General features: G+C 66.3%; 14 protein-coding genes. 7 read left to right on the forward strand and 7 right to left on the reverse strand.

Annotation, left to right across the window (positions count from 1 at the left end; genetic code table 11):
- Positions 1 to 109 precede the first annotated feature (109 nt).
- The 3 genes from gltX to B3547_RS02925 all read left to right on the forward strand — a co-directional run bounded on the left by gltX (position 110) and on the right by B3547_RS02925 (position 3,157).
- On the forward strand, positions 110 to 1,588 hold the full coding sequence (gltX, locus tag B3547_RS02915; RefSeq protein WP_292960001.1) for a glutamate--tRNA ligase: 1,479 nt from the start codon (positions 110 to 112) through the stop codon (positions 1,586 to 1,588).
- Positions 1,589 to 1,654: 66 nt separating this feature from the next.
- Positions 1,655 to 2,941 carry a citrate synthase gene (locus B3547_RS02920; RefSeq protein WP_124807484.1) on the forward strand — a complete coding sequence of 429 codons (1,287 nt, stop codon included), beginning with the start codon at positions 1,655 to 1,657 and terminating at the stop codon, positions 2,939 to 2,941.
- 18 nt (positions 2,942 to 2,959) lie between these two features.
- Complete coding sequence (locus tag B3547_RS02925; protein ID WP_292960004.1) at positions 2,960 to 3,157, forward strand: hypothetical protein; 198 nt, start codon at positions 2,960 to 2,962, stop codon at positions 3,155 to 3,157.
- Positions 3,158 to 3,164: 7 nt separating this feature from the next.
- On the opposite strand, the gene B3547_RS02930 is transcribed toward B3547_RS02925, so the two are convergent.
- The 4 genes from B3547_RS02930 to B3547_RS02945 all read right to left on the reverse strand — a co-directional run bounded on the left by B3547_RS02930 (position 3,165) and on the right by B3547_RS02945 (position 7,142).
- On the reverse strand, positions 3,165 to 4,544 hold the full coding sequence (locus tag B3547_RS02930) for a sensor histidine kinase (protein WP_292960007.1): 1,380 nt from the start codon (positions 4,542 to 4,544) through the stop codon (positions 3,165 to 3,167).
- The gene (locus B3547_RS02935) at positions 4,541 to 5,482 is read right to left on the reverse strand and encodes a hypothetical protein (RefSeq protein ID WP_292960009.1); all 942 of its coding nucleotides are present in this window, start codon (positions 5,480 to 5,482) and stop codon (positions 4,541 to 4,543) included. The genes B3547_RS02930 and B3547_RS02935 overlap by 4 nt, the downstream gene beginning before the upstream one ends.
- Positions 5,483 to 5,492: 10 nt before the next feature.
- The gene (locus B3547_RS02940; protein WP_292960012.1) at positions 5,493 to 6,734 is read right to left on the reverse strand and encodes a hypothetical protein; all 1,242 of its coding nucleotides are present in this window, start codon (positions 6,732 to 6,734) and stop codon (positions 5,493 to 5,495) included.
- A gap of 102 nt (positions 6,735 to 6,836) precedes the next feature.
- The gene (locus B3547_RS02945) at positions 6,837 to 7,142 is read right to left on the reverse strand and encodes an Hpt domain-containing protein (protein ID WP_124807665.1); all 306 of its coding nucleotides are present in this window, start codon (positions 7,140 to 7,142) and stop codon (positions 6,837 to 6,839) included.
- 37 nt (positions 7,143 to 7,179) lie between these two features.
- On the opposite strand from B3547_RS02945, the gene B3547_RS02950 reads away from it, so the two are divergent.
- Together B3547_RS02950 and B3547_RS02955 are read left to right on the forward strand one after the other, a co-directional pair.
- Positions 7,180 to 9,942 carry a hypothetical protein gene (locus B3547_RS02950; RefSeq protein WP_292960014.1) on the forward strand — a complete coding sequence of 921 codons (2,763 nt, stop codon included), beginning with the start codon at positions 7,180 to 7,182 and terminating at the stop codon, positions 9,940 to 9,942.
- Between the two features lie 377 nt (positions 9,943 to 10,319).
- Positions 10,320 to 11,045: a hypothetical protein gene (locus tag B3547_RS02955; protein WP_292960016.1), complete on the forward strand. Its 726-nt coding sequence runs from the start codon at positions 10,320 to 10,322 to the stop codon at positions 11,043 to 11,045.
- Positions 11,046 to 11,126: 81 nt separating this feature from the next.
- Here B3547_RS02955 and B3547_RS02960 read toward each other — a convergent pair whose 3' ends face one another.
- Positions 11,127 to 12,647, reverse strand: a complete 1,521-nt coding sequence (locus tag B3547_RS02960; protein WP_292960018.1) for an amino acid permease — start codon at positions 12,645 to 12,647, stop codon at positions 11,127 to 11,129.
- A 204-nt stretch (positions 12,648 to 12,851) separates the two neighbouring features.
- Here B3547_RS02960 and panB point away from each other — a divergent pair, with 204 nt between their 5' ends.
- Positions 12,852 to 13,721, forward strand: a complete 870-nt coding sequence (panB, locus tag B3547_RS02965) for a 3-methyl-2-oxobutanoate hydroxymethyltransferase (RefSeq protein ID WP_292960020.1) — start codon at positions 12,852 to 12,854, stop codon at positions 13,719 to 13,721.
- Positions 13,722 to 13,848: 127 nt separating this feature from the next.
- Positions 13,849 to 14,898, forward strand: a complete 1,050-nt coding sequence (locus tag B3547_RS02970) for a DUF475 domain-containing protein (RefSeq protein ID WP_292960022.1) — start codon at positions 13,849 to 13,851, stop codon at positions 14,896 to 14,898.
- A gap of 19 nt (positions 14,899 to 14,917) precedes the next feature.
- Here B3547_RS02970 and B3547_RS02975 read toward each other — a convergent pair whose 3' ends face one another.
- On the reverse strand, positions 14,918 to 15,985 hold the full coding sequence (locus B3547_RS02975; protein WP_292960024.1) for a CaiB/BaiF CoA transferase family protein: 1,068 nt from the start codon (positions 15,983 to 15,985) through the stop codon (positions 14,918 to 14,920).
- 100 nt (positions 15,986 to 16,085) lie between these two features.
- Entirely contained in the window at positions 16,086 to 17,648 is a 1,563-nt protein-coding gene (locus B3547_RS02980; protein WP_292960026.1) for a tetratricopeptide repeat protein, read from the reverse strand.
- Between the last annotated feature and the right edge of the window lie 13 nt (positions 17,649 to 17,661).

Consider the following 17,661-nt stretch of genomic DNA (forward strand, 5'->3'; position numbering starts at 1 on the left):
TTGGCCCAATGCCGCGCCGGTTCCACCGGCAGATTCACCGCCGGTTCAGCCTCAGTTTCGACTGCGGCCATGGACGCCATGGAATGCAATAGGAAGGACCGCGCGGCCGATGGCAAGCGCCACTGAAACCGTTTCCGCACAATCGGCCGCCAGAGCCGGCCAGGAACGCTCCGGCGTTGTTACGCGCTTTGCTCCCTCGCCGACCGGGTTCCTGCATATCGGCGGCGCCAGGACCGCGCTTTTCAACTGGTTGTTCGCCCGCCACCACGGCGGCACGTACCTGCTGCGGATCGAGGACACCGATCGCGCCCGCTCCACCGACGCGGCGATCGACGCGATCTTCGACGGGCTGGAATGGCTGGGCCTTATCGGTGACGAACCGGCCGTGTTCCAGTTCGCCCGCTCGGAACGGCACGCCGAAGTGGCGCATGCGCTGCTCGCGGCCGGCCATGCCTATCGCTGCTACCTGACGCAGGAAGAGCTGGCAGCGCGCCGCGCCAAGGCGCAGGAAGAACGCCGCCCGTTCCGCATCGACAGCGAATGGCGCGACGCCGATCCCGCGACCTGGCCCGCGGGCCAGCCCTATGTCGTCCGGATCAAGGCCCCACGCGAAGGACAGACGGTCATCACCGACCTGGTGCAGGGCGAAATCACGGTCAGCAACAGCGAGATCGACGATTTCATCCTGCTGCGCTCGGACGGGACGCCGACCTACATGCTCGCGGTCGTGGTCGACGATCACGACATGGGCGTGACGCACGTTATCCGGGGCGACGATCACATCAACAACGCCTTCCGCCAGCTCGTGATCATTCGCGGTATGCACGCGATCGAGGGCGGCTGGCCGGACCCCGCCTATGCCCACATTCCGCTGATCCACGGCGCAGACGGGGCCAAGCTTTCCAAGCGGCACGGCGCGCTGGGCGTGGACGCCTATCGCGACGAGATGGGGCTGCTGCCCGAGGCGGTGTTCAACTATCTGCTGCGCCTTGGCTGGGGCCATGGCGACGAGGAGATCATCTCCCGCGATCAGGCGGTCGAATGGTTCGATATCGGCCATGTCGGCAAGGGCGCATCGCGGTTCGATTTCAAGAAGCTGCTCAATCTCAACGGCCACTACCTGCGCGAAGCCGATGATGCGCGGCTGGCCGGTCTGGTCGCTTCCCGGCTCAAGCCGTTGGCCCCCGCGTTCGACGACGCGCGGGACATGGCGCTGCTGGAGCAGGCGATGCCCGTGCTCAAGGTACGCGCGGCCGATCTCAACGAACTGGCGCAGGGCGCCGTGTTCCTGTTCTCGCAGCGTCCGCTGCCGCTCGACGCGAAAGCGCAGAGCCTGCTGACGGACGATGCACGCACCATTCTCGCAGCGATCATCTCCAGGATCGATGCGGAATGCGACTGGACAACCTCCACGCTGGAGGCCAGTCTCAAGGCCATGGCAGAGGAGCTGGGAGTAGGACTGGGCAAGCTTGCCCAGCCGTTACGCGCAGCGTTGACGGGTCAGACAACCTCGCCGGGCATATTCGACGTGCTGGTCTTGCTGGGCAAGGAGGAAGCGCTTGCGCGACTCCGGGACCAATCCGCATGAACCAGTTCGTTTTCTAATCTCCTTGCCGTATCTCCCACGGCACAACCCAGATCAGGAGGGCTTAGCGTGAGCGAAAACCAGGCTACTTTGAGCGCGGACGGCAAGACTGTCGAAATGCCGGTCCGCAGCGGCACCATCGGGCCGGATGTGGTCGATATCCGCAAGCTCTACGGGCAAACCGGCCTGTTCACCTACGATCCCGGCTTCACCTCCACCGCGAGCTGCGATTCCGCGATCACCTATATCGATGGCGATGAAGGCGTGCTGCTGCACCGCGGCTATCCGATCGGCCAGCTTGCCGAACACTCCTCGTTCATGGAAGTCAGCTACCTGCTGCTGAATGGCGAACTGCCGAACCAGGATGAACTTGCCGAGTTCACCCGCACGATCAGCCGCCACACCATGGTGCATGAACAGCTCAGCACGTTCTATCGCGGCTTCCGTCGCGATGCGCATCCCATGGCGATCATGTGCGGCGTGGTCGGCGCGCTTTCGGCATTCTACCATGACTCCACCGACATCGCCGATCCGCAGCACCGCAAGATCAGCTCGCATCGCCTGATCGCCAAGATGCCGACGATCGCGGCCATGGCCTACAAGTATTCGGTCGGCCAGCCGTTCCTCTATCCGAAGAACGAACTGTCCTACACCGGCAACTTCCTGCGCATGACCTTCGGCGTGCCCGCCGAGGAATACGAAGTCGTGCCCGAAGTGGAACGGGCGATGGACCGCATCTTCATCCTCCATGCCGATCACGAACAGAACGCCTCCACCTCGACCGTGCGCCTTGCCGGATCGTCGGGCGCCAACCCGTTCGCGTGCATGGCGGCGGGCATCGCCTGTCTGTGGGGGCCGGCGCATGGCGGCGCGAACGAAGCCGCGCTGAACATGCTCAAGGAAATCGGCACGCCCGACAAGATCCCGCACTACATCGAGCGCGCCAAGGACAAGAACGATCCGTTCCGCCTGATGGGCTTCGGCCACCGCGTGTACAAGAACTACGATCCGCGCGCGACCGTGATGCAGCAGACGGTGCGCGAGGTGTTCTCGGCGCTGAAGGTGAACGATCCGCTGTTCGAAACCGCGCTTCGCCTCGAAGAGATCGCGCTCAGCGATCCCTACTTCATCGAGAAGAAGCTGTTCCCGAACGTGGACTTCTATTCGGGCATCATCCTGTCGGCGATCGGCTTCCCGACCACGATGTTCACCGTGCTGTTCGCTCTGGCCCGCACTGTGGGCTGGGTGGCGCAGTGGAACGAAATGATCTCCGATCCCGGCCAGAAGATCGGTCGTCCGCGCCAGCTCTACACCGGGCCGACGCAGCGCGACTACATCCCGCTGAACCAGCGCTAAGCTTCGGGAGCGGCGGCGATGCTCAGAATAATCCTGCGGATTTTCGGTATCGCCGCCGTCCTGATGGGCGGGCTGTGGATGGGCCAGGGAACCGGCCTCATCTTGTGGCCCGCCTCCAGCTTCATGCTGGATCAACGCGAATGGGTATGGAAAGGCGCGCTGCTCGCCCTGCTGGGCGTCGGCGCCCTATGGCGAGCCTCGCGCAGACGGGGTTAGACCCCTTTCAGATTTCCGACACGCCCATTTCGGCGTTCGTATCGGCCGGCAGTTCCAGCACGAACCGCGCGCCCTGCCCCGGCGTCGCCTCCACCGACAGGTCTCCCCCCATCGCGCGCGCCAATCGCCGCGAGATATAGAGGCCAAGCCCGGTTCCGCCGTCGCCCGATCGGCCCAGCCGTTCGAACTTGGCGAACAGCCGGTCCACCTGCTCCTGCGTCAACCCCTGCCCTTCGTCGGCCACGCACAGCCACGCGCGCACGCCATCAGTCCAGCAGGTCAGCGTGACGGTGGAACTGCCCGGCGTGTAGCGGATGGCGTTGTTCAGCAGGTTTATCAGGATCTGAAGCACGCGCCGGAACTCACCGATCGCGGGGGTCCGCGCCTCTTCCGCGGGCGTCGCCAGCCTGATCGCGCGCTCCTGCGCCCGCACCGACAGGATACCCGCCGCGCGCCGGGCGCAATCGGCCAGATCGATCCGATCGGGCGCAGGTTTGAAACCCTCCGCCTCCACGGCTTCCAGATCAGCCAGATCCTCGATCAGCCCCAGCAGATGGCGGCCCGCCTCGGCGATATCCCCGGCATAGGTGCTGTATTCGTCCGACAGCGGCCCGGCGAGGCGCGTGCGGATCGTTTCGGCGTTGGCGATGATGCGGTTGATCGGCTGCCGCAGCGCCGGCGCCAGTTCGCGGCCGATGATGCCGTTCCAGCTCGCCGCGTCCGGTGCCTGGGGTGATGGCGCTACGCTTTCATGCGGTACGATGCCGATCCCGTCCGGCATCAGCAGCAGTTCGAAGCCGGCATCCCCCATCGGGAAGAGCCGCGCGCGCCAGGGCCGGTTCGATCCGTCGATTCCCACCGCCGCATCGTCCAGCAGACGCCAGTGCAGCGCGCTCTGGTGATGCTCCAACTCCGCCAGAGTCACGAACTCGGTCCAGCGCCGGCCGATTCCTTCGCGCATGGCTGCAGCCATGCCGGCGAGGTCGGCGGCCATGGCGTCGACCGAGACCACGCGCTGTTCGGCATCCAGCAGCACTTGCGCTTCCGCGATCTGCCGGACCAGCGCCGCCGCTCCGGGCGCGTCCGCGCCGCCGTCCTCCACGGCGGACGTCCGCCACCGGCTGAGTTCGATCCGCGTCCCGTCCGCTTCGGGCGTTACCGCGGCCCACGTGGACAGCGCCCGCGTTTCGTCCAAGAACGTTATCGTGCGCGCGAGCGGCGTGCCGGCCCGCCGCGCCGACCGCACCAGTTCGAGCAGAGCCGGGATCGCGATCACGCCGGGCAGTTCGCCCCCGCAGCGCCGTTGCCAGTCCGCCAGCACTTCGCTGGCATCGATGAGCCGGTCGTCGGGATCGCTGACGCCGTGAGCCAGATCGAGCGCCTTCATGAACGTTCGTACCCGGACAGCAGCGCCGCCGCGCGTTCGGGTGCGACAAGGCCAAGGCCCTCTGGAACCGTTCCGCCCGGATGCACCGCCAGGAATTGCGCCGCGATCGCGCTTTCCTCCAGCCCGCAGGCGATCAACCCCAACAGCAGCCGGGTCTCATGCCCTTCGACGGTGGCGAAAACGGCGGCTTCGCGCGAGCATCCTGCGCCCAGCGCCAGCGCCGTAACGAACAGCGCCGCGCCCGCATGGGCCAGCACCAGCGAGACGCCGGCGCGCTCGCCCAGTGCCGCCACCGAGCGGCGCAGCAGAGCCAGACGGCTGCGCTTTTCGTCCAGTCCGGTGCGCACGATCCGTTCCGCCTGCACCGCATCGGCATCGGCTTCGCGAGCCACGCCCTGCATCACGCGGATCGCGCGGTTCAGCACATCGCCGGGCAATTCCATCAGCGGCAACTGCATCCGCCGCTGCTGCTGGCAGAAGCGCGCTTGCGCCGCCATCAGGTTCACCGCCAGCGTCGAAACCGATGGGTTGGCAGCGCCGATCTGCTCCTGGATCAACGGCGACAATGCCGGATCGAGCGCGGCCCTATCCCGCAGCCGCAACGCAAGACGCCATTCGAGCGCAAGAGCATGAAGATGTTCGAGGACTGCGGGCTGTTCCGCGAGCCCGGCAATCAGCGCATCCACCGTCGCTTCGCCGTGGTGGCTGGCGCGATCCGGCCCGATCAGGGCGGCGGCAAGCTGGCGGGCGCAGTCCGCCAGCATGCCGCGCACGCGGGCCAGAATTTCGTCATCGAAGATGGTCCCCAGTCCGTTGTGGAGGAGATATTGCAGGACTGGCCCCGCCCCTGCATACGCGCGCTCCTCCGCCGCCAGCCGCGTGGCCAGCACGTCCTCCATCGCTCCGGAAGCGACTGCGGGAACCACGGGGTCCATCATCGGAAATCTTTTATTCCCGAATGGTTGATGCGGCGTTAGCGGTACGGCGGCCGACAGCGCTGGCATCAAGCAGCGTTCCCGCCAGCAGGGCCAGCACGACCATCCGAAGCGCGGCGTCGAACGGCCCGATCGCGCTGAGCACCGCCAGACCGATGCCGCACAGAAAGCGGTCGCTCAGCCACGATGTCCAGTCGCGGGCCGCGCAGACCGCGGGCACAAGCCGCAACGTCAACACCAGGACCAGCGGGGCGAACAGGCGCAGCGCCGCAGCCACACCCGAAATATCCGCCAGTTCGGACCGCCACGCGCAAAGCGCGACAAAGCCCGCATCGAGCAGCAACGCGAACGCGGCCCCGGTCGGCGCCATGCGGGCCGATGCCAGAAGCGATGCCCGCTCCACGCGAGCGAGCAGCGCGGCGCATTCGGCCACGAGCCAGCAGAGCGCCAGCAGGGCAAAGCCGATCGTCGCGCTGCCAAACCAGCCCGCGCCGACGCCCAGCACGCCCAGCGCGAACGAGGCTATGGTGACGATATAAGGCCGGGTGCCGGCGTGCAGCAGCGCGGGGCCGATCTTCTGCACGGCAATGCCGGCCAGCATTTCGCCCGGCGAACGGCGGTGCGCACCGATGGTGTGAAGCCGCAGCCAGCCCGGCTCGGCCCGGTGTGCTTCATCCTCGCTGCGGATAAGGCGCCACCGTCCCTGATCGATGAACGCAAAGGGAATATCGCGCTGTGGCACGCCGGCCTGCACCGCGATTCGCAGCAAGGCGGAGGCCGGGCTCCATTCGGGCGGCAATTCGCCCAGCCCCGCCACAACGCGCCCGGGCAATCGCATGGCGCCGGCGCTGGCGTGGTTGATATCGATCCGTTCGAACCCGGCGGCCAATCCCGTTTCGACCGGCATGGTCAGGATCACCGGTCCGTCGTTGAGCAGGCGCAAGGCATCCTCTGGCACGGCAAGCAGCCCATCGGCCAGCACGAGCAGTTCGTCCTCGGGCGAAACCAGCGGCACCAGCGCCCGCCCCGTGGGGATGACATGAAACCGGGCGCCAGCGCTCTCAGCCACGTGCTGAAGCGCCACGAGTTCGCCGGTCAAAGCCTCTGCCTGCACGACGATGCGCGCGCATCCGAAGGCCAGCGCCAGGCCCACCTGATGGCGCAACACCGAACGCCCGCCGATCGGCAGGTGCCCGCGCAGCCCCGACGGTTCTTCCGCCGCTGCATCCATCAGCGATAGCAACGCGACCCGCACGCTCTCCGGCCTCCTGTAAGCCGCCATGGTAGGGCGCGGAGGCAGTTATGCCAAGCGCGCCGCCCGCCTTATCCCCGCCCGGCGGTCCGCCGTGGTGATACGTCAGACTTCGGGGGCGAGCCCATCGATGTGCTGGCGGATTTGCCGGAGGATGCGCGGTTCGCCCGGCGCGGATTCGATCGCTTCGTCGGCGAGTTGCATCAGCGACGTGTCATGAAAACTGGCGGAAAGGCCCTTCAGCCGCAGCGCGGCCATGTGCCAGTTACCATCGCACCGCGCACGCGAAAGCAGGTCCAGCTGGCGCTCTACACTCTCCACGAACGCCGCGCGCAGTTCAAGGAACAGGGCCGGATCGTCGCCCGCAGCCGCCGCCAGCGCGGCATCGATGTTTTCGCCGAGATAGGCCATCGGGCCATATTCAACAGTCATTGTTAAAACTGGGTTTATGCCGCTGCCCGCGGCGTGGTATGCCGGCTCCATGAGTGGGGGACGCATCATTCCGATCGACAGCAGCCAGCCCGAAGCGGAGGCGGCTGCCGATACGCGCGACAATCAGACAGAACCGCTGGAACTGACCGATCCGATCAGTGACTTGCCGATGTTCGAAACCGACGAAGGCGAATGGTTCGAGGAAGCAACCCGTTCTCGGTTTTCAGGCCTTCTCGCGCCCACGCTGGCGGCCCTGGCGATAGGTGCCTGGACCGTTCTTTTCGTATTGGCCAACCTGGACGGGCTGCGTGCAACGTCCGCTCTGAACGTCTGGGTCCAGTCGATCTCCACATGGTCGATGCCCGTGCTGTTGTGTCTTGTCGCGCTGCTGCTGGTCCTGCGCTTGAGCAAGCGCGAAGCCGCGCGGTTCAACGATGCCGCGCGCGGGCTTTCGCTGGAGTCGCAACGGCTCGAACAGCGTTTGACGAGCGTCAACACTGAACTCTCGCTGGCGCGCAACTTCATTGCCTCGCAAAGCCGCGATCTGGAAGCGCTGGGGCGCATCGCGGTGGAGCGCATTACCGGCAGCGCGGCGCGGTTGCAGGAACTGGTGGTCGACAACGGCGCGCAGGTCGATCGCATCGCCACCGTTTCGGTCAGCGCGCTCGACAACATGGAGAAGTTGCGGGGGCAACTGCCGGTGATCGCCAACGCGGCGAAGGATGTAACCAACAATATCGCCGGAGCCGGGCGCACGGCGCATCTCGAACTGGAAAGCCTGGTTGCCGGATTCCAGCGCCTCAACGAGTTCGGCGTGGCGAGCGAGCGGCAGGTCGATTCGATCCGCCGCAAGGTGAACGAGGCGCTCGCCGCGTTCGAGGCCGCAACTCACGAGCTCGAAACAACATCGGCCGAGCGCTTTGCCGCACTGACGGCTGAAGGCGAGGCATTCCGCGAGCGGCTCGATCAGGACGAGATCGCGGCCCTGGCGGCGATCCGTGCGCGCGCCGATCACCTCGCGACGGAACTGGACCAGCACCGCGTCGCCACGATGGCGGCCGAGGCCGAGGCGCTGGATGCCCTGCAACTGCGCTTCGATACGCTGCGCGAGGAAAGCGGCAGGCTTGGCGAACAGATCGCCGCCGCCGAAAGCGACGCGCTCAAGGCCTGGTACGAACGCTCCGCCGCCCATGCCGATACCACGTTGCAATCGCTGGGCGCGGTCAGCCGCGATCATGAAGCGGTGGTGGCGCAGGCGATGGAGCGGCTGGCCGGGTTCGAGGATTCCGCCCGCTCGCTGGTTTCCCGGATCGAGGCGGAAGCCCGGCGGCTGGACGACGAACTGGCACGCCGGCGCGCGAGCACCGAGGCTTCCGCTTCGGAACAGCGCGCCGCGCTGACGCGCCGTTTGACCGAGATCGACGATGCCATCCTGCTGCGGCGCCAGGCAATGGAAGCCGCCGGCGCCGAAGCGGCCGACGCGCTGGCCGCCAAGCTGGCCGAGCTGGACCAGGTGATCGAGGAACAGCGCCGGCAACAGATGCAGAGCACCCGGCAGCTCGCCACGCATTGCGATCAGATCGCCGAACGCGTGGTGTCGTTCTCGCTGGCGCTGCGCGCCTCGGGCGAACAGGGCGGGGAAACCGCGCAGGCCGTCGATCAGGCCCTGGGTCTGCTCAACCAGCGGCTTGCGGAATCGTGCGAGGCCCTTTCGAAAACGGACATGCAGATCGGGGAACTGACGCTGGCGGCGGTTCGCCTGCTCGAACTGATCCAGGTGAGCGGCGAACACACCCGCACACAGCTTCCCGAAGCGCTGCGCAGTTCCGAAGCCGGGCTGAAAGGCATCGAGGATCGCGTGTTCATGCTGCGCGACACGTTGCGCGAAGCGGGCGACAGCGGGCGCACCCTGTCCGAAGACATTGTCGCCACGCGCGGCGAAGTGCGCGATGCGATCAAGGACGTCGGCCGGTTTCAGGAAGCCTTTCTCAGCCGTGCCGCCGAACAACAGGTCAGCATCAGCGAACTGCGCCAGATCCTCGCCACGGCGCGCGAGGAAAGCGAGGAGCTGGCCACGCAAGTTGACGAGCGGCTTACCGAAGTGCTTACACGGCTCTCCAGCGTCGCTTCGGGGATCGCCTCGCAACTGCGCGAAGGCACCGTCGGCGAAATCGAGGAAATCGCGAACCAGCTCGGCGACCAGAGCGGAGCGGCCATCGTGCGCGTGCTTCAGGGACGCGGCGCGGAACTGGTGGGCAAGCTGGAAGAAGCGATCGACGCCGCGACGCAGGCGAGCCGTGATTCGGTTATCCAGATGCGCGATCAGTTAAGCCGCGTGGACGAACTGGCCGGCAATCTGGAAGCGCGCGTCGAACGCCTGCGCGAACGCGCAACCGAACAGGTCGACAACGATTTTGCCCGGCGGGTGGCGCTCATCACCGAATCGCTCAACTCGACCTCCATCGATATCGCCAAGGCGCTGTCGACCGACGTGTCGGAAACCGCGTGGGCGGCCTATCTCCGCGGAGACCGGGGCATCTTCACACGGCGCGCGGTCAGCCTGATCGACAACGGGCAGGCCAAGGCGATCCAGAACCACTACGAACGCAACCGCGATTTCCGCGAGAACGTGAACCATTACATCCACGATTTCGAGGCGATGCTGCGCCAGCTTCTGTCCACACGCGATGGCAACGCGCTGGGCGTGACGCTGCTGTCCTCGGACATGGGCAAGCTCTACGTGGCGCTGGCGCAGGGCATCGAGCGGCTGCGGGGATAAACGCCTGCCGACCGGCGTGGAAACCCGATCTTAACCAAGCCCACGTAGTGTGGTCTGATAGAACCGGACCGGAGACGATTACCCGCCGGTAAACCATTCCCATTTTTTACGCCTTAACAGGCCACCGGTAGCTCCCAACGCGATAACACGTATGGGTAGACATCATGGGACTGACACTTGGTGGTCTGTTCGGCTGGGTAGCGCCGAAGCAGACGACGAACAATAATACCGTTGCATCATCCACGACAACGCAGCCGGCTCCGGCCACAAGCACTTCGACATCCACGGCAGTCGCAAGCGCGCCCGTCGCGACCAGCGCGACCGCGCCCGCATCGGCCGGCACGTCGACCGGAAGCGCAACCTCGCCGGGCGTAATCGTGGAAACCGGCAATACGCCTGCGGAGCCGGTAACCTACTCTGTTCCGGCGGTCGCGCCCGCCCCGGTCGAGCCTGCGCCGGTGGCATCGTCGCCCGCTTCGTCCAACGACAACACCTCTCTCGCTGCGCCGGCCGTTACCGACAGCCAGCCCGTTGCGCAGGAGCCCGTTGCGGCCGATCCGGCGACGGCAACCGCACAGCCGCCAGCTGTGACCGGGCAAGCCGCGAGCGCGCCCGCCGAACCGCTGGACCAAACGCCCCCGGCGGTTGCGTCGGCGCCCCCGGCGGACACCAATCCTCCGGCGTCGGAAGTTAACACGCCAGCGGACGCCGAAGGCCCCGAGGTGGCCGAGAACAAGGCGGCGCAGCCACAGGCGCCAGTCGACGACAAGCCCGCAGCTTCGCCGCCGGTTAACACGGCAGGCGTCGCCAGCAATACGGCAACGACAAACCCGGCATCGCCCTCGGCCGATCAGCCGGCAAGGATGGACCAGACCGCGCCTGCGACGTCGTCGTCGCCCGCCGGGACGCAGTTCTCGATCGCCGATCAGGTCAAAGCCGTTGCGCAAGCGGGGCACGCGGCCACCGACAAGGCCGAAGCGGATTCCGCGAACCGGGCGGAACGCTTCACCCATGCCGAGATATGGGCGCGGGCGGCCTACGAAATGATGGCGCAGGCATCCGCGCAAAACGTCAGGGCGCTGCACCTCGTCACATCGGATTGATTGCGGCATCCGTGGAACGAAAAGGGGCGCTTCCCGAAGGAAGCGCCCCTTTTTTTGCGCAGATCCGATCGAACCGGCCGATCAGGGCAGCGGCGGCACCGGCTGCGGCGGAATGTCCGCGTCCTCCTCGTGCACCTCGACCGTACCACGGCCCACATGGCTGCGGCTGCGGCTGTAGGCGAAATAGACCAGCAGGCCCACCGCCGCCCAGACCACGAACAGCATCTGGCTCTTCACGTCCAGCTTGTAGAACAGATAGAGGCAGCCCAGGAACGACAGCGGCGCCGTGATCATAATCGCCGGGGTGCGGAACGGGCGATGGCGCGAGGGTTCCGTGCGCCGCAGGATCAGCACCGCGACCGACACCGCCGCGAAAGCGAACAGCGTGCCCGAATTCGAAATGTTCGCCAGCAGGCCGACCGGAAAGAACGCGGAGAACAAGGCCACGAACACACCCGTCAGGATGGTGATCACGTGCGGGGTGTTGAACTTGGGGTGGATTTTGGAAAAGGCTGCCGGAAGCAGGCCGTCCCGGCTCATCACGAAGAAGATGCGGGTCTGGCCGAACATCATCATCAGGATCACCGAAGGAAGGGCAAGGCCGGCTGCCAGACCGATCAGATTGCCGATCTGCGGCCACCCGATCTCGCGCAGCGTCCACGCCAGCGCTTCCTTGGAGCAAACCACCGCCTGATCGCCAATGCTGGCGCACTGTGCCGCCAGCTCACGGCTGCCGGGCTCCAGGCCGATCCCATGCGCATCCATCACCGGCTGCGCACCGACCGAACCGATCACGCCCGCCGCTACCAGCAGGTAGAAGACGGTGCAGATCGCCAGGCTGCCGATCAGGCCGATCGGCATGTTCCGCTGCGGGTTCTTGGTTTCCTCCGCCGCGGTCGAGACCGCGTCGAAGCCGACATAGGCGAAGAAGATCGAGGCGGCAGCCGCGCCCACACCGCTGAAGCCCAGTGGCATGAACGGTTCGAAGTTCTTCATGTTCATCACCGGTACCGACAGGATGACGAACAGCGTCAGCGCGGACACCTTGATAGCCACGAGAACGGCGTTGACCGTCGCGCTTTCCTTGGTGCCGATTACGAGGAGCCCGGTGACGAGGCTGGCGATCAGCATCGCCGGCAGGTTGATAACGCCACCGTCATAGGGGCCGCGCACGAGCATGTCGGGTATGTCTATGTGGAAAGCGTTCTCCACCAGCCCGACCACATAGCCCGACCAGCCGACGCTGACCGCGCCGGCCGCCACCGCGTATTCCAGGATCAAGGCCCAGCCGACCATCCAGGCGATGAGTTCGCCCATCACGGCGTAGCTGTAGGTGTAGGCGGAGCCGGAAACCGGCACCATCGCCGCCATTTCGGCATAGCACAGGGCGGCAACGGCGCAGACGAAGCCGGCGATGACGAAGCTGAGCATCATGCCCGGCCCGGCCTTCTGCGCCGCTTCGGCCGTGAGCACGAAAATGCCGGTGCCGATCACGGCGCCGATGCCGAGCATGGTAAGTTGGAAGGCGCCGAGCGAGCGATGCAAGGATTTCTTCTCGGCAGTAGCAAGAATGGCGTCGAGTGGTTTGACGCGACCGAACATGGAATTCTCCCGCCTTGGACCGTTGCGGACCGCCGATCCCTCGGAACGGTTACACCGGCAACCAGGTTGTGGCGGAGGAAGCTAGCGGCAAGGTTCCGTCACGCAAAGGTCTTTTTCCCCCGCCTTCTGGGGATGCCGGCATGCTTGCGGCAGGCGAACGATGGTCTAGAAGGCTTGTCCCCGTATTCCGAAGGGACCACATGCATGTCCACGACGTTCCAGCTCGATACCGCGACCAGCCGCGCCAACCCGACGCCGGCGCCGATGAAGCGCCTGACGGTTCCGGCGATCCGTCAGCGCAAGAAGGACGGAGTGACCGACCAGCCCGTGGTGATGCTGACCGCCTACACCGCCCGGCAGGCACAGTTGCTCGATGCGCATTGCGATCTTCTTCTGGTCGGGGATTCGCTGGGGCAGGTGATCTACGGCCTGCCTTCGAGCGTTCCCGTCACGCTCGACATGATGGCCGCGCACGGCGCGGCGGTCGTGCGCGGCAGCTATCACGCCGCCGTCGTGGTGGACATGCCATTCGGCGCCTATGAAGGTTCACCGGAACAAGCGTTCGCCAGCGCCTCGCGCCTGCTCAAGGAGACGGGCTGCGCAGCGGTGAAACTCGAAGGGGGCGAAGCCATGGCGGAAACCGTGGCCTTCCTCACCCGGCGGGGGATCCCCGTGATGGGCCATGTTGGTCTTACCCCGCAGGCAGTGAATGTGCTGGGCGGCTACAACGCGCGCGGCCGCAGCGAAGCAGAAGCCGCCAAGATCGTCGGCGACGCCAGGGCGCTGGCCGATGCCGGCGCGTTCGCCATCGTGATCGAAGGCGTGGTGGAACCCATCGCCATCCAGATCACGAAGGCCGTGCCCTGCCCCACGATCGGCATCGGCGCATCGGCGCAGTGTGACGGGCAGGTGCTGGTGACCGAGGATATGCTGGGCATGTTCGAACGGGTGCCGCGTTTCGTGAAGATCTACGAGAACCTGGCCGAGACGATCTCCGGCGCGGCCGCGCGCTATGCCGACGAAGTCCGCAACCGGACCTTCCCGGGCATCGAACAGACCTACCAGCCGCGCTGATTCCGCATAACGCAAGCATCCGCGCATTTCCCGGCATTGCGTTGCCGGGTCGTTCCGCTATGCCCGGCGCGACCGTCCGTGGCCGCGCACCGGCCACCGCATTACCGCATCTTCAGGGGACCAAACCGTGCTTCGTTTCTTCAAGGGCTCGATCGGCTTCACGCTGGTCTGCCTCGCGCTGGCGGTAGCTTATGGCTGGTGGCTGACGGGCTCGGCATCGGCAACATTGGCGCTGGTGTGGATCGTCACGGTTCTGTCGATCCTCGAAATCTCGCTGTCGTTCGACAATGCGGTGGTCAACGCCACCGTCCTCGCCGAGATGGACGACATCTGGCAGCGGCGGTTCCTCACCTGGGGCATGGTGATCGCGGTATTCGGCATGCGCATCGTGTTCCCGCTGGCGATCGTGGCGATTGCCGCCGGAATCGGGCCGGTGGAAGCGCTCAAGCTCTCGCTCAACGAACCGGCGCGCTACGAAGCGATCGTCAGCGGCGCGCATGTCGGCATTTCCGGCTTCGGTGGCGCGTTTCTGGCGATGGTGGGCCTGTCGTTCTTCTTCGACGGCGAAAAGGAAGTCCACTGGATCCGCTGGATCGAGGAGAAGCTGAGCCTCGTCTCCAACGTCAAGGCCGCCGAGATCGGCCTGCTGATGGTGGGGCTCTATCTGGTCTCGCTGCTGCTGGACGCCACCGAGGCGCATACCTTCATCGTGTCGGGGATGCTCGGCATCGTCGCCTTCATCGCGGTGGAAGCGATCGGCACGATCCTCGAAATGCGCGAGGAAGCGCAGAAGGCGGCGGGCGCGATGGTCCGCTCCGGCCTTGGCGGATTCCTGTACCTCAACGTGCTGGATGCCTCGTTCAGCTTCGACGGCGTGATCGGCGCATTCGCCCTTTCCAACAATATGGTCATCATCGCGCTGGGCCTGTCGATCGGCGCCATGTTTGTCCGTTCGATGACCATCATGCTGGTGAAGCGCGGCACGCTGGCGGAATACCGCTATCTTGAACACGGCGCGTTCTGGGCAATCATCGCGCTGGGCGGGATCATGCTGGCATCGGCGCGCTTCCACATTCCCGAAAGCGTCACCGGACTGATCGGCGCGGCGCTGATCGGCCTTTCGCTGTGGTGGTCGATCCGCCACCGGCGTCGGCATCCCGACACCGGCGCGGACTGACCCTCACTCCGTCGGGTTCCTATTCAATCGGCGTCGAGGCGAGCGTCGGTTCGGGAGCCGGCGTGCCTAGGAAGCGCGGCGCCGGTGCGGGCATCACCATGCCTCCATCCTTGACGAACGTGCCACGTGCGACGTTGTGCGCGTGGCCGGGCGCTTCCGACAGGCTGAGCACCGGCGCGAAGCAGATGTCCGTGCCATCCATGATCGCGCACCATTCGTCGCGGGTCTTCGTCAGGAACAGCGCCTTGGTCCGCTGCTTGAGATCGGGCCACGCCTTCGCATCCATCTGCCGCGCGAAATCCGGATCGTCCTTCAGCCCGGTCTTCTCCATCAGCAGCGCATAGAACTGCGGTTCGATCGATCCGATCGAAATCCACTTGCCGTCCGCCGTCTCGTAGGTGTCGTAGAAATGCGTGCCACCATCGAGCAGGTTGACGCCGCGTTCGTCCTTCCAGATGCCGTTGCCGAAGAACGTCCACGTCATCGCGGACAGGATCGCCGCACCATCGACCATCGCGCAGTCGACCACCTGCCCCTTGCCGGTGGTGCGGGCGCTGAACACCGCCGCCATGATGCCGAACGCCATCAGCATTCCACCACCGCCGAAATCGCCGACCGCGTTGACCGGAAACTGGGGCTTGCCCCCCGCCTCGCCATAGGTGTGCAGCGCACCGGACAGGGCGATATAGTTGATGTCGTGCCCCGCCAGCGGCGCCATCGGCCCATCCTGGCCCCAGCCCGTCATCCGGCCGTAGACCAGCCGCGGATTGTCGGCCAGCAACACGTCCGGACCAAGCCCGAGCCGCTCCATCACACCGGGGCGATAGCCCTCGACGATGGCATCGACCTCCTTCACCAGCTCGCGAATGCGCGCCAGCGACGCCGGGTCCTTGAGATCCAGCGCGATGCGCTGACGGTTGCGGTTGAGGATATCGCGCTGGCCATCGTCGCCTACGCGGCTGGTGGCCCCGGGGCGGTCGATCCGGATCACCCTGGCGCCATGATCCGCCAGCATCATGCAGGCAAACGGCCCCGGCCCGATCCCTGCGAACTCGATGACAGTCAGTCCTTCCAGCGCTCCGGCCATGCCGCTCCCTCGCATTTAATTGATCGATTAAAGCGAGGTCGTAACGCCCGGGGCGGTGTCCTGTCCAGAGCGAATCCGCCGGACCAGGAGAGAGGCGCGATCAGCCCTGCCCGCGCCCGGCCAGGACCTGCGCCATCGCATCCGCATCCGCACCCCGCCCCTCGCGTCGCCAGCCCGCTTCCAGCAGCTTCATGGCTTGCACGCTGCCGGGGTTCTGGAACAGATAGCGCGCGGTCATGCCATCGGCGTCGCGCGCCCTCCCCGCCGCGCGCAGCGCCGCATCCATCCGGACCAGAACCGGCTCGGTATAGCGGATGGACGCGGCCCGATCATAATCGGCAATGGCTCCGGTCGTGTCGCCCGCCAGCATCCTGACATCGCCAACCAGCAGGTGTGCTTCCGACGCACCGGGATTGGCGTCGCGCAGGCGCGTGGCGACCGCCAGCGCCTCGCCGTTGAGCCGCATTTCGAGCAGCCCCCGGACATAGGGCAGCACGTTGGTCGCGAAATTCGGCGCTTCGTTGTAGCGCACGCCCAGCACGCCCAGCGGTGCGCCCGACGGCAGTGGCGCGAACGGACGAACGCCGTGCTGCGCCGCCCGGGCAAGATAGGGCGCGGCACGTTGCGGCTTGCCCTGCCGTTCCCACGCATGACCGACAAGCGCGAGCATATAGGGTGATGCCCAGGGCTGCCGCGCCACGATCTCGAACCGGTCGAGTATCTGCCGGTAATCCCCCTGGCGATCCAGCGCCCGCGCCAGCATCTTCTGCGCCTCGAGGTTGTCCGGCTGCATCCGCGACAGGCGATCGAAATATTCGACCGCCAGGTTCACGTTGCCGGCGCGGTATTCGAGAATGCCGTTGAGCTGGATGGCGGCCGGCATGTCGCGCAGCGCCGATCCCGTGCGCAGCAGGATCGAACGGGCGAGTTCGGTCTTACCCGCGCGGGCCGCCAGCACAGCTTGCAGGTAAAGCGCGCGCGCGTTCTTCGGATCGACCTCGATCAGTTTGCGGCAGACCGCCAGCATCGCGCGATACTGGCCAAGATCACCCAAGGTTGCGGCATATTCGCCCAGCAGGGCCTTGTCGTTGGGCGCGATCCGCAGGCCGGCTTCGAACCACGGCAGGGCGGCGCGCAAGCCATACTGTTCGCGCACCAGCATCCCGCGCAGTTCCAGCGCGCGCACGTTGTTCGGGTCCAGCCGCACGGCGTGATCCGCCGCTCCGATCGCCTGGGCCTGCTCGCCGCCCGAAAAGCGCAGCCGGGCGATATCGACCCACAATCCGACATCATCGGGCGTGAACCGCAAGGCCTGGTCGAACGCCTGCGCGGCACGCTGGAGATTGCCTTCCGCCAGTTCGAGTCGTCCGCGAACACGCCAGCCATTGCCCGCCGTATCAGGGGCGAACGCGCCTTCCGTCAGCCAGCGGCGCGCTTCCGTCCGGTCGCCTTCGAGCAGCAGCGCCTCGCCCACCAGATCGCGCACCGCATCGGCCGGGGTGCCGTTGCGCACCGCTTCGCGCAGCGGCACTTCGGCGGCGATCCCGTCACCCCGGTCCAGCGCGGCGCGCGCCTTGCCCCGCAATCCGTCAAGCGCGGGCGTACTCCCTGCAACCGGCAGCGCGGCGGCAAGCAGCAGTGCCGCCGCGACCAGCCGCGACAACAGGGGCCAACGC

It is taken from the genome of Novosphingobium sp. UBA1939 (genome assembly GCF_002336885.1).
Lineage (GTDB): Bacteria > Pseudomonadota > Alphaproteobacteria > Sphingomonadales > Sphingomonadaceae > Novosphingobium.

Coding starts and splice junctions, on each gene's coding strand:
- panB (WP_292960020.1), top strand. CDS start 12,852: ATGTCCACGACGTTCCAGCTCGATACCGCGACCAGCCGCGCCAACCCG.
- B3547_RS02925 (WP_292960004.1), top strand. CDS start 2,960: ATGCTCAGAATAATCCTGCGGATTTTCGGTATCGCCGCCGTCCTGATG.
- B3547_RS02975 (WP_292960024.1), bottom strand. CDS start 15,985: ATGGCCGGAGCGCTGGAAGGACTGACTGTCATCGAGTTCGCAGGGATC.
- gltX (WP_292960001.1), top strand. CDS start 110: ATGGCAAGCGCCACTGAAACCGTTTCCGCACAATCGGCCGCCAGAGCC.
- B3547_RS02945 (WP_124807665.1), bottom strand. CDS start 7,142: ATGGCCTATCTCGGCGAAAACATCGATGCCGCGCTGGCGGCGGCTGCG.
- B3547_RS02960 (WP_292960018.1), bottom strand. CDS start 12,647: ATGTTCGGTCGCGTCAAACCACTCGACGCCATTCTTGCTACTGCCGAG.
- B3547_RS02950 (WP_292960014.1), top strand. CDS start 7,180: ATGCCGCTGCCCGCGGCGTGGTATGCCGGCTCCATGAGTGGGGGACGC.
- B3547_RS02935 (WP_292960009.1), bottom strand. CDS start 5,482: ATGATGGACCCCGTGGTTCCCGCAGTCGCTTCCGGAGCGATGGAGGAC.
- B3547_RS02930 (WP_292960007.1), bottom strand. CDS start 4,544: ATGAAGGCGCTCGATCTGGCTCACGGCGTCAGCGATCCCGACGACCGG.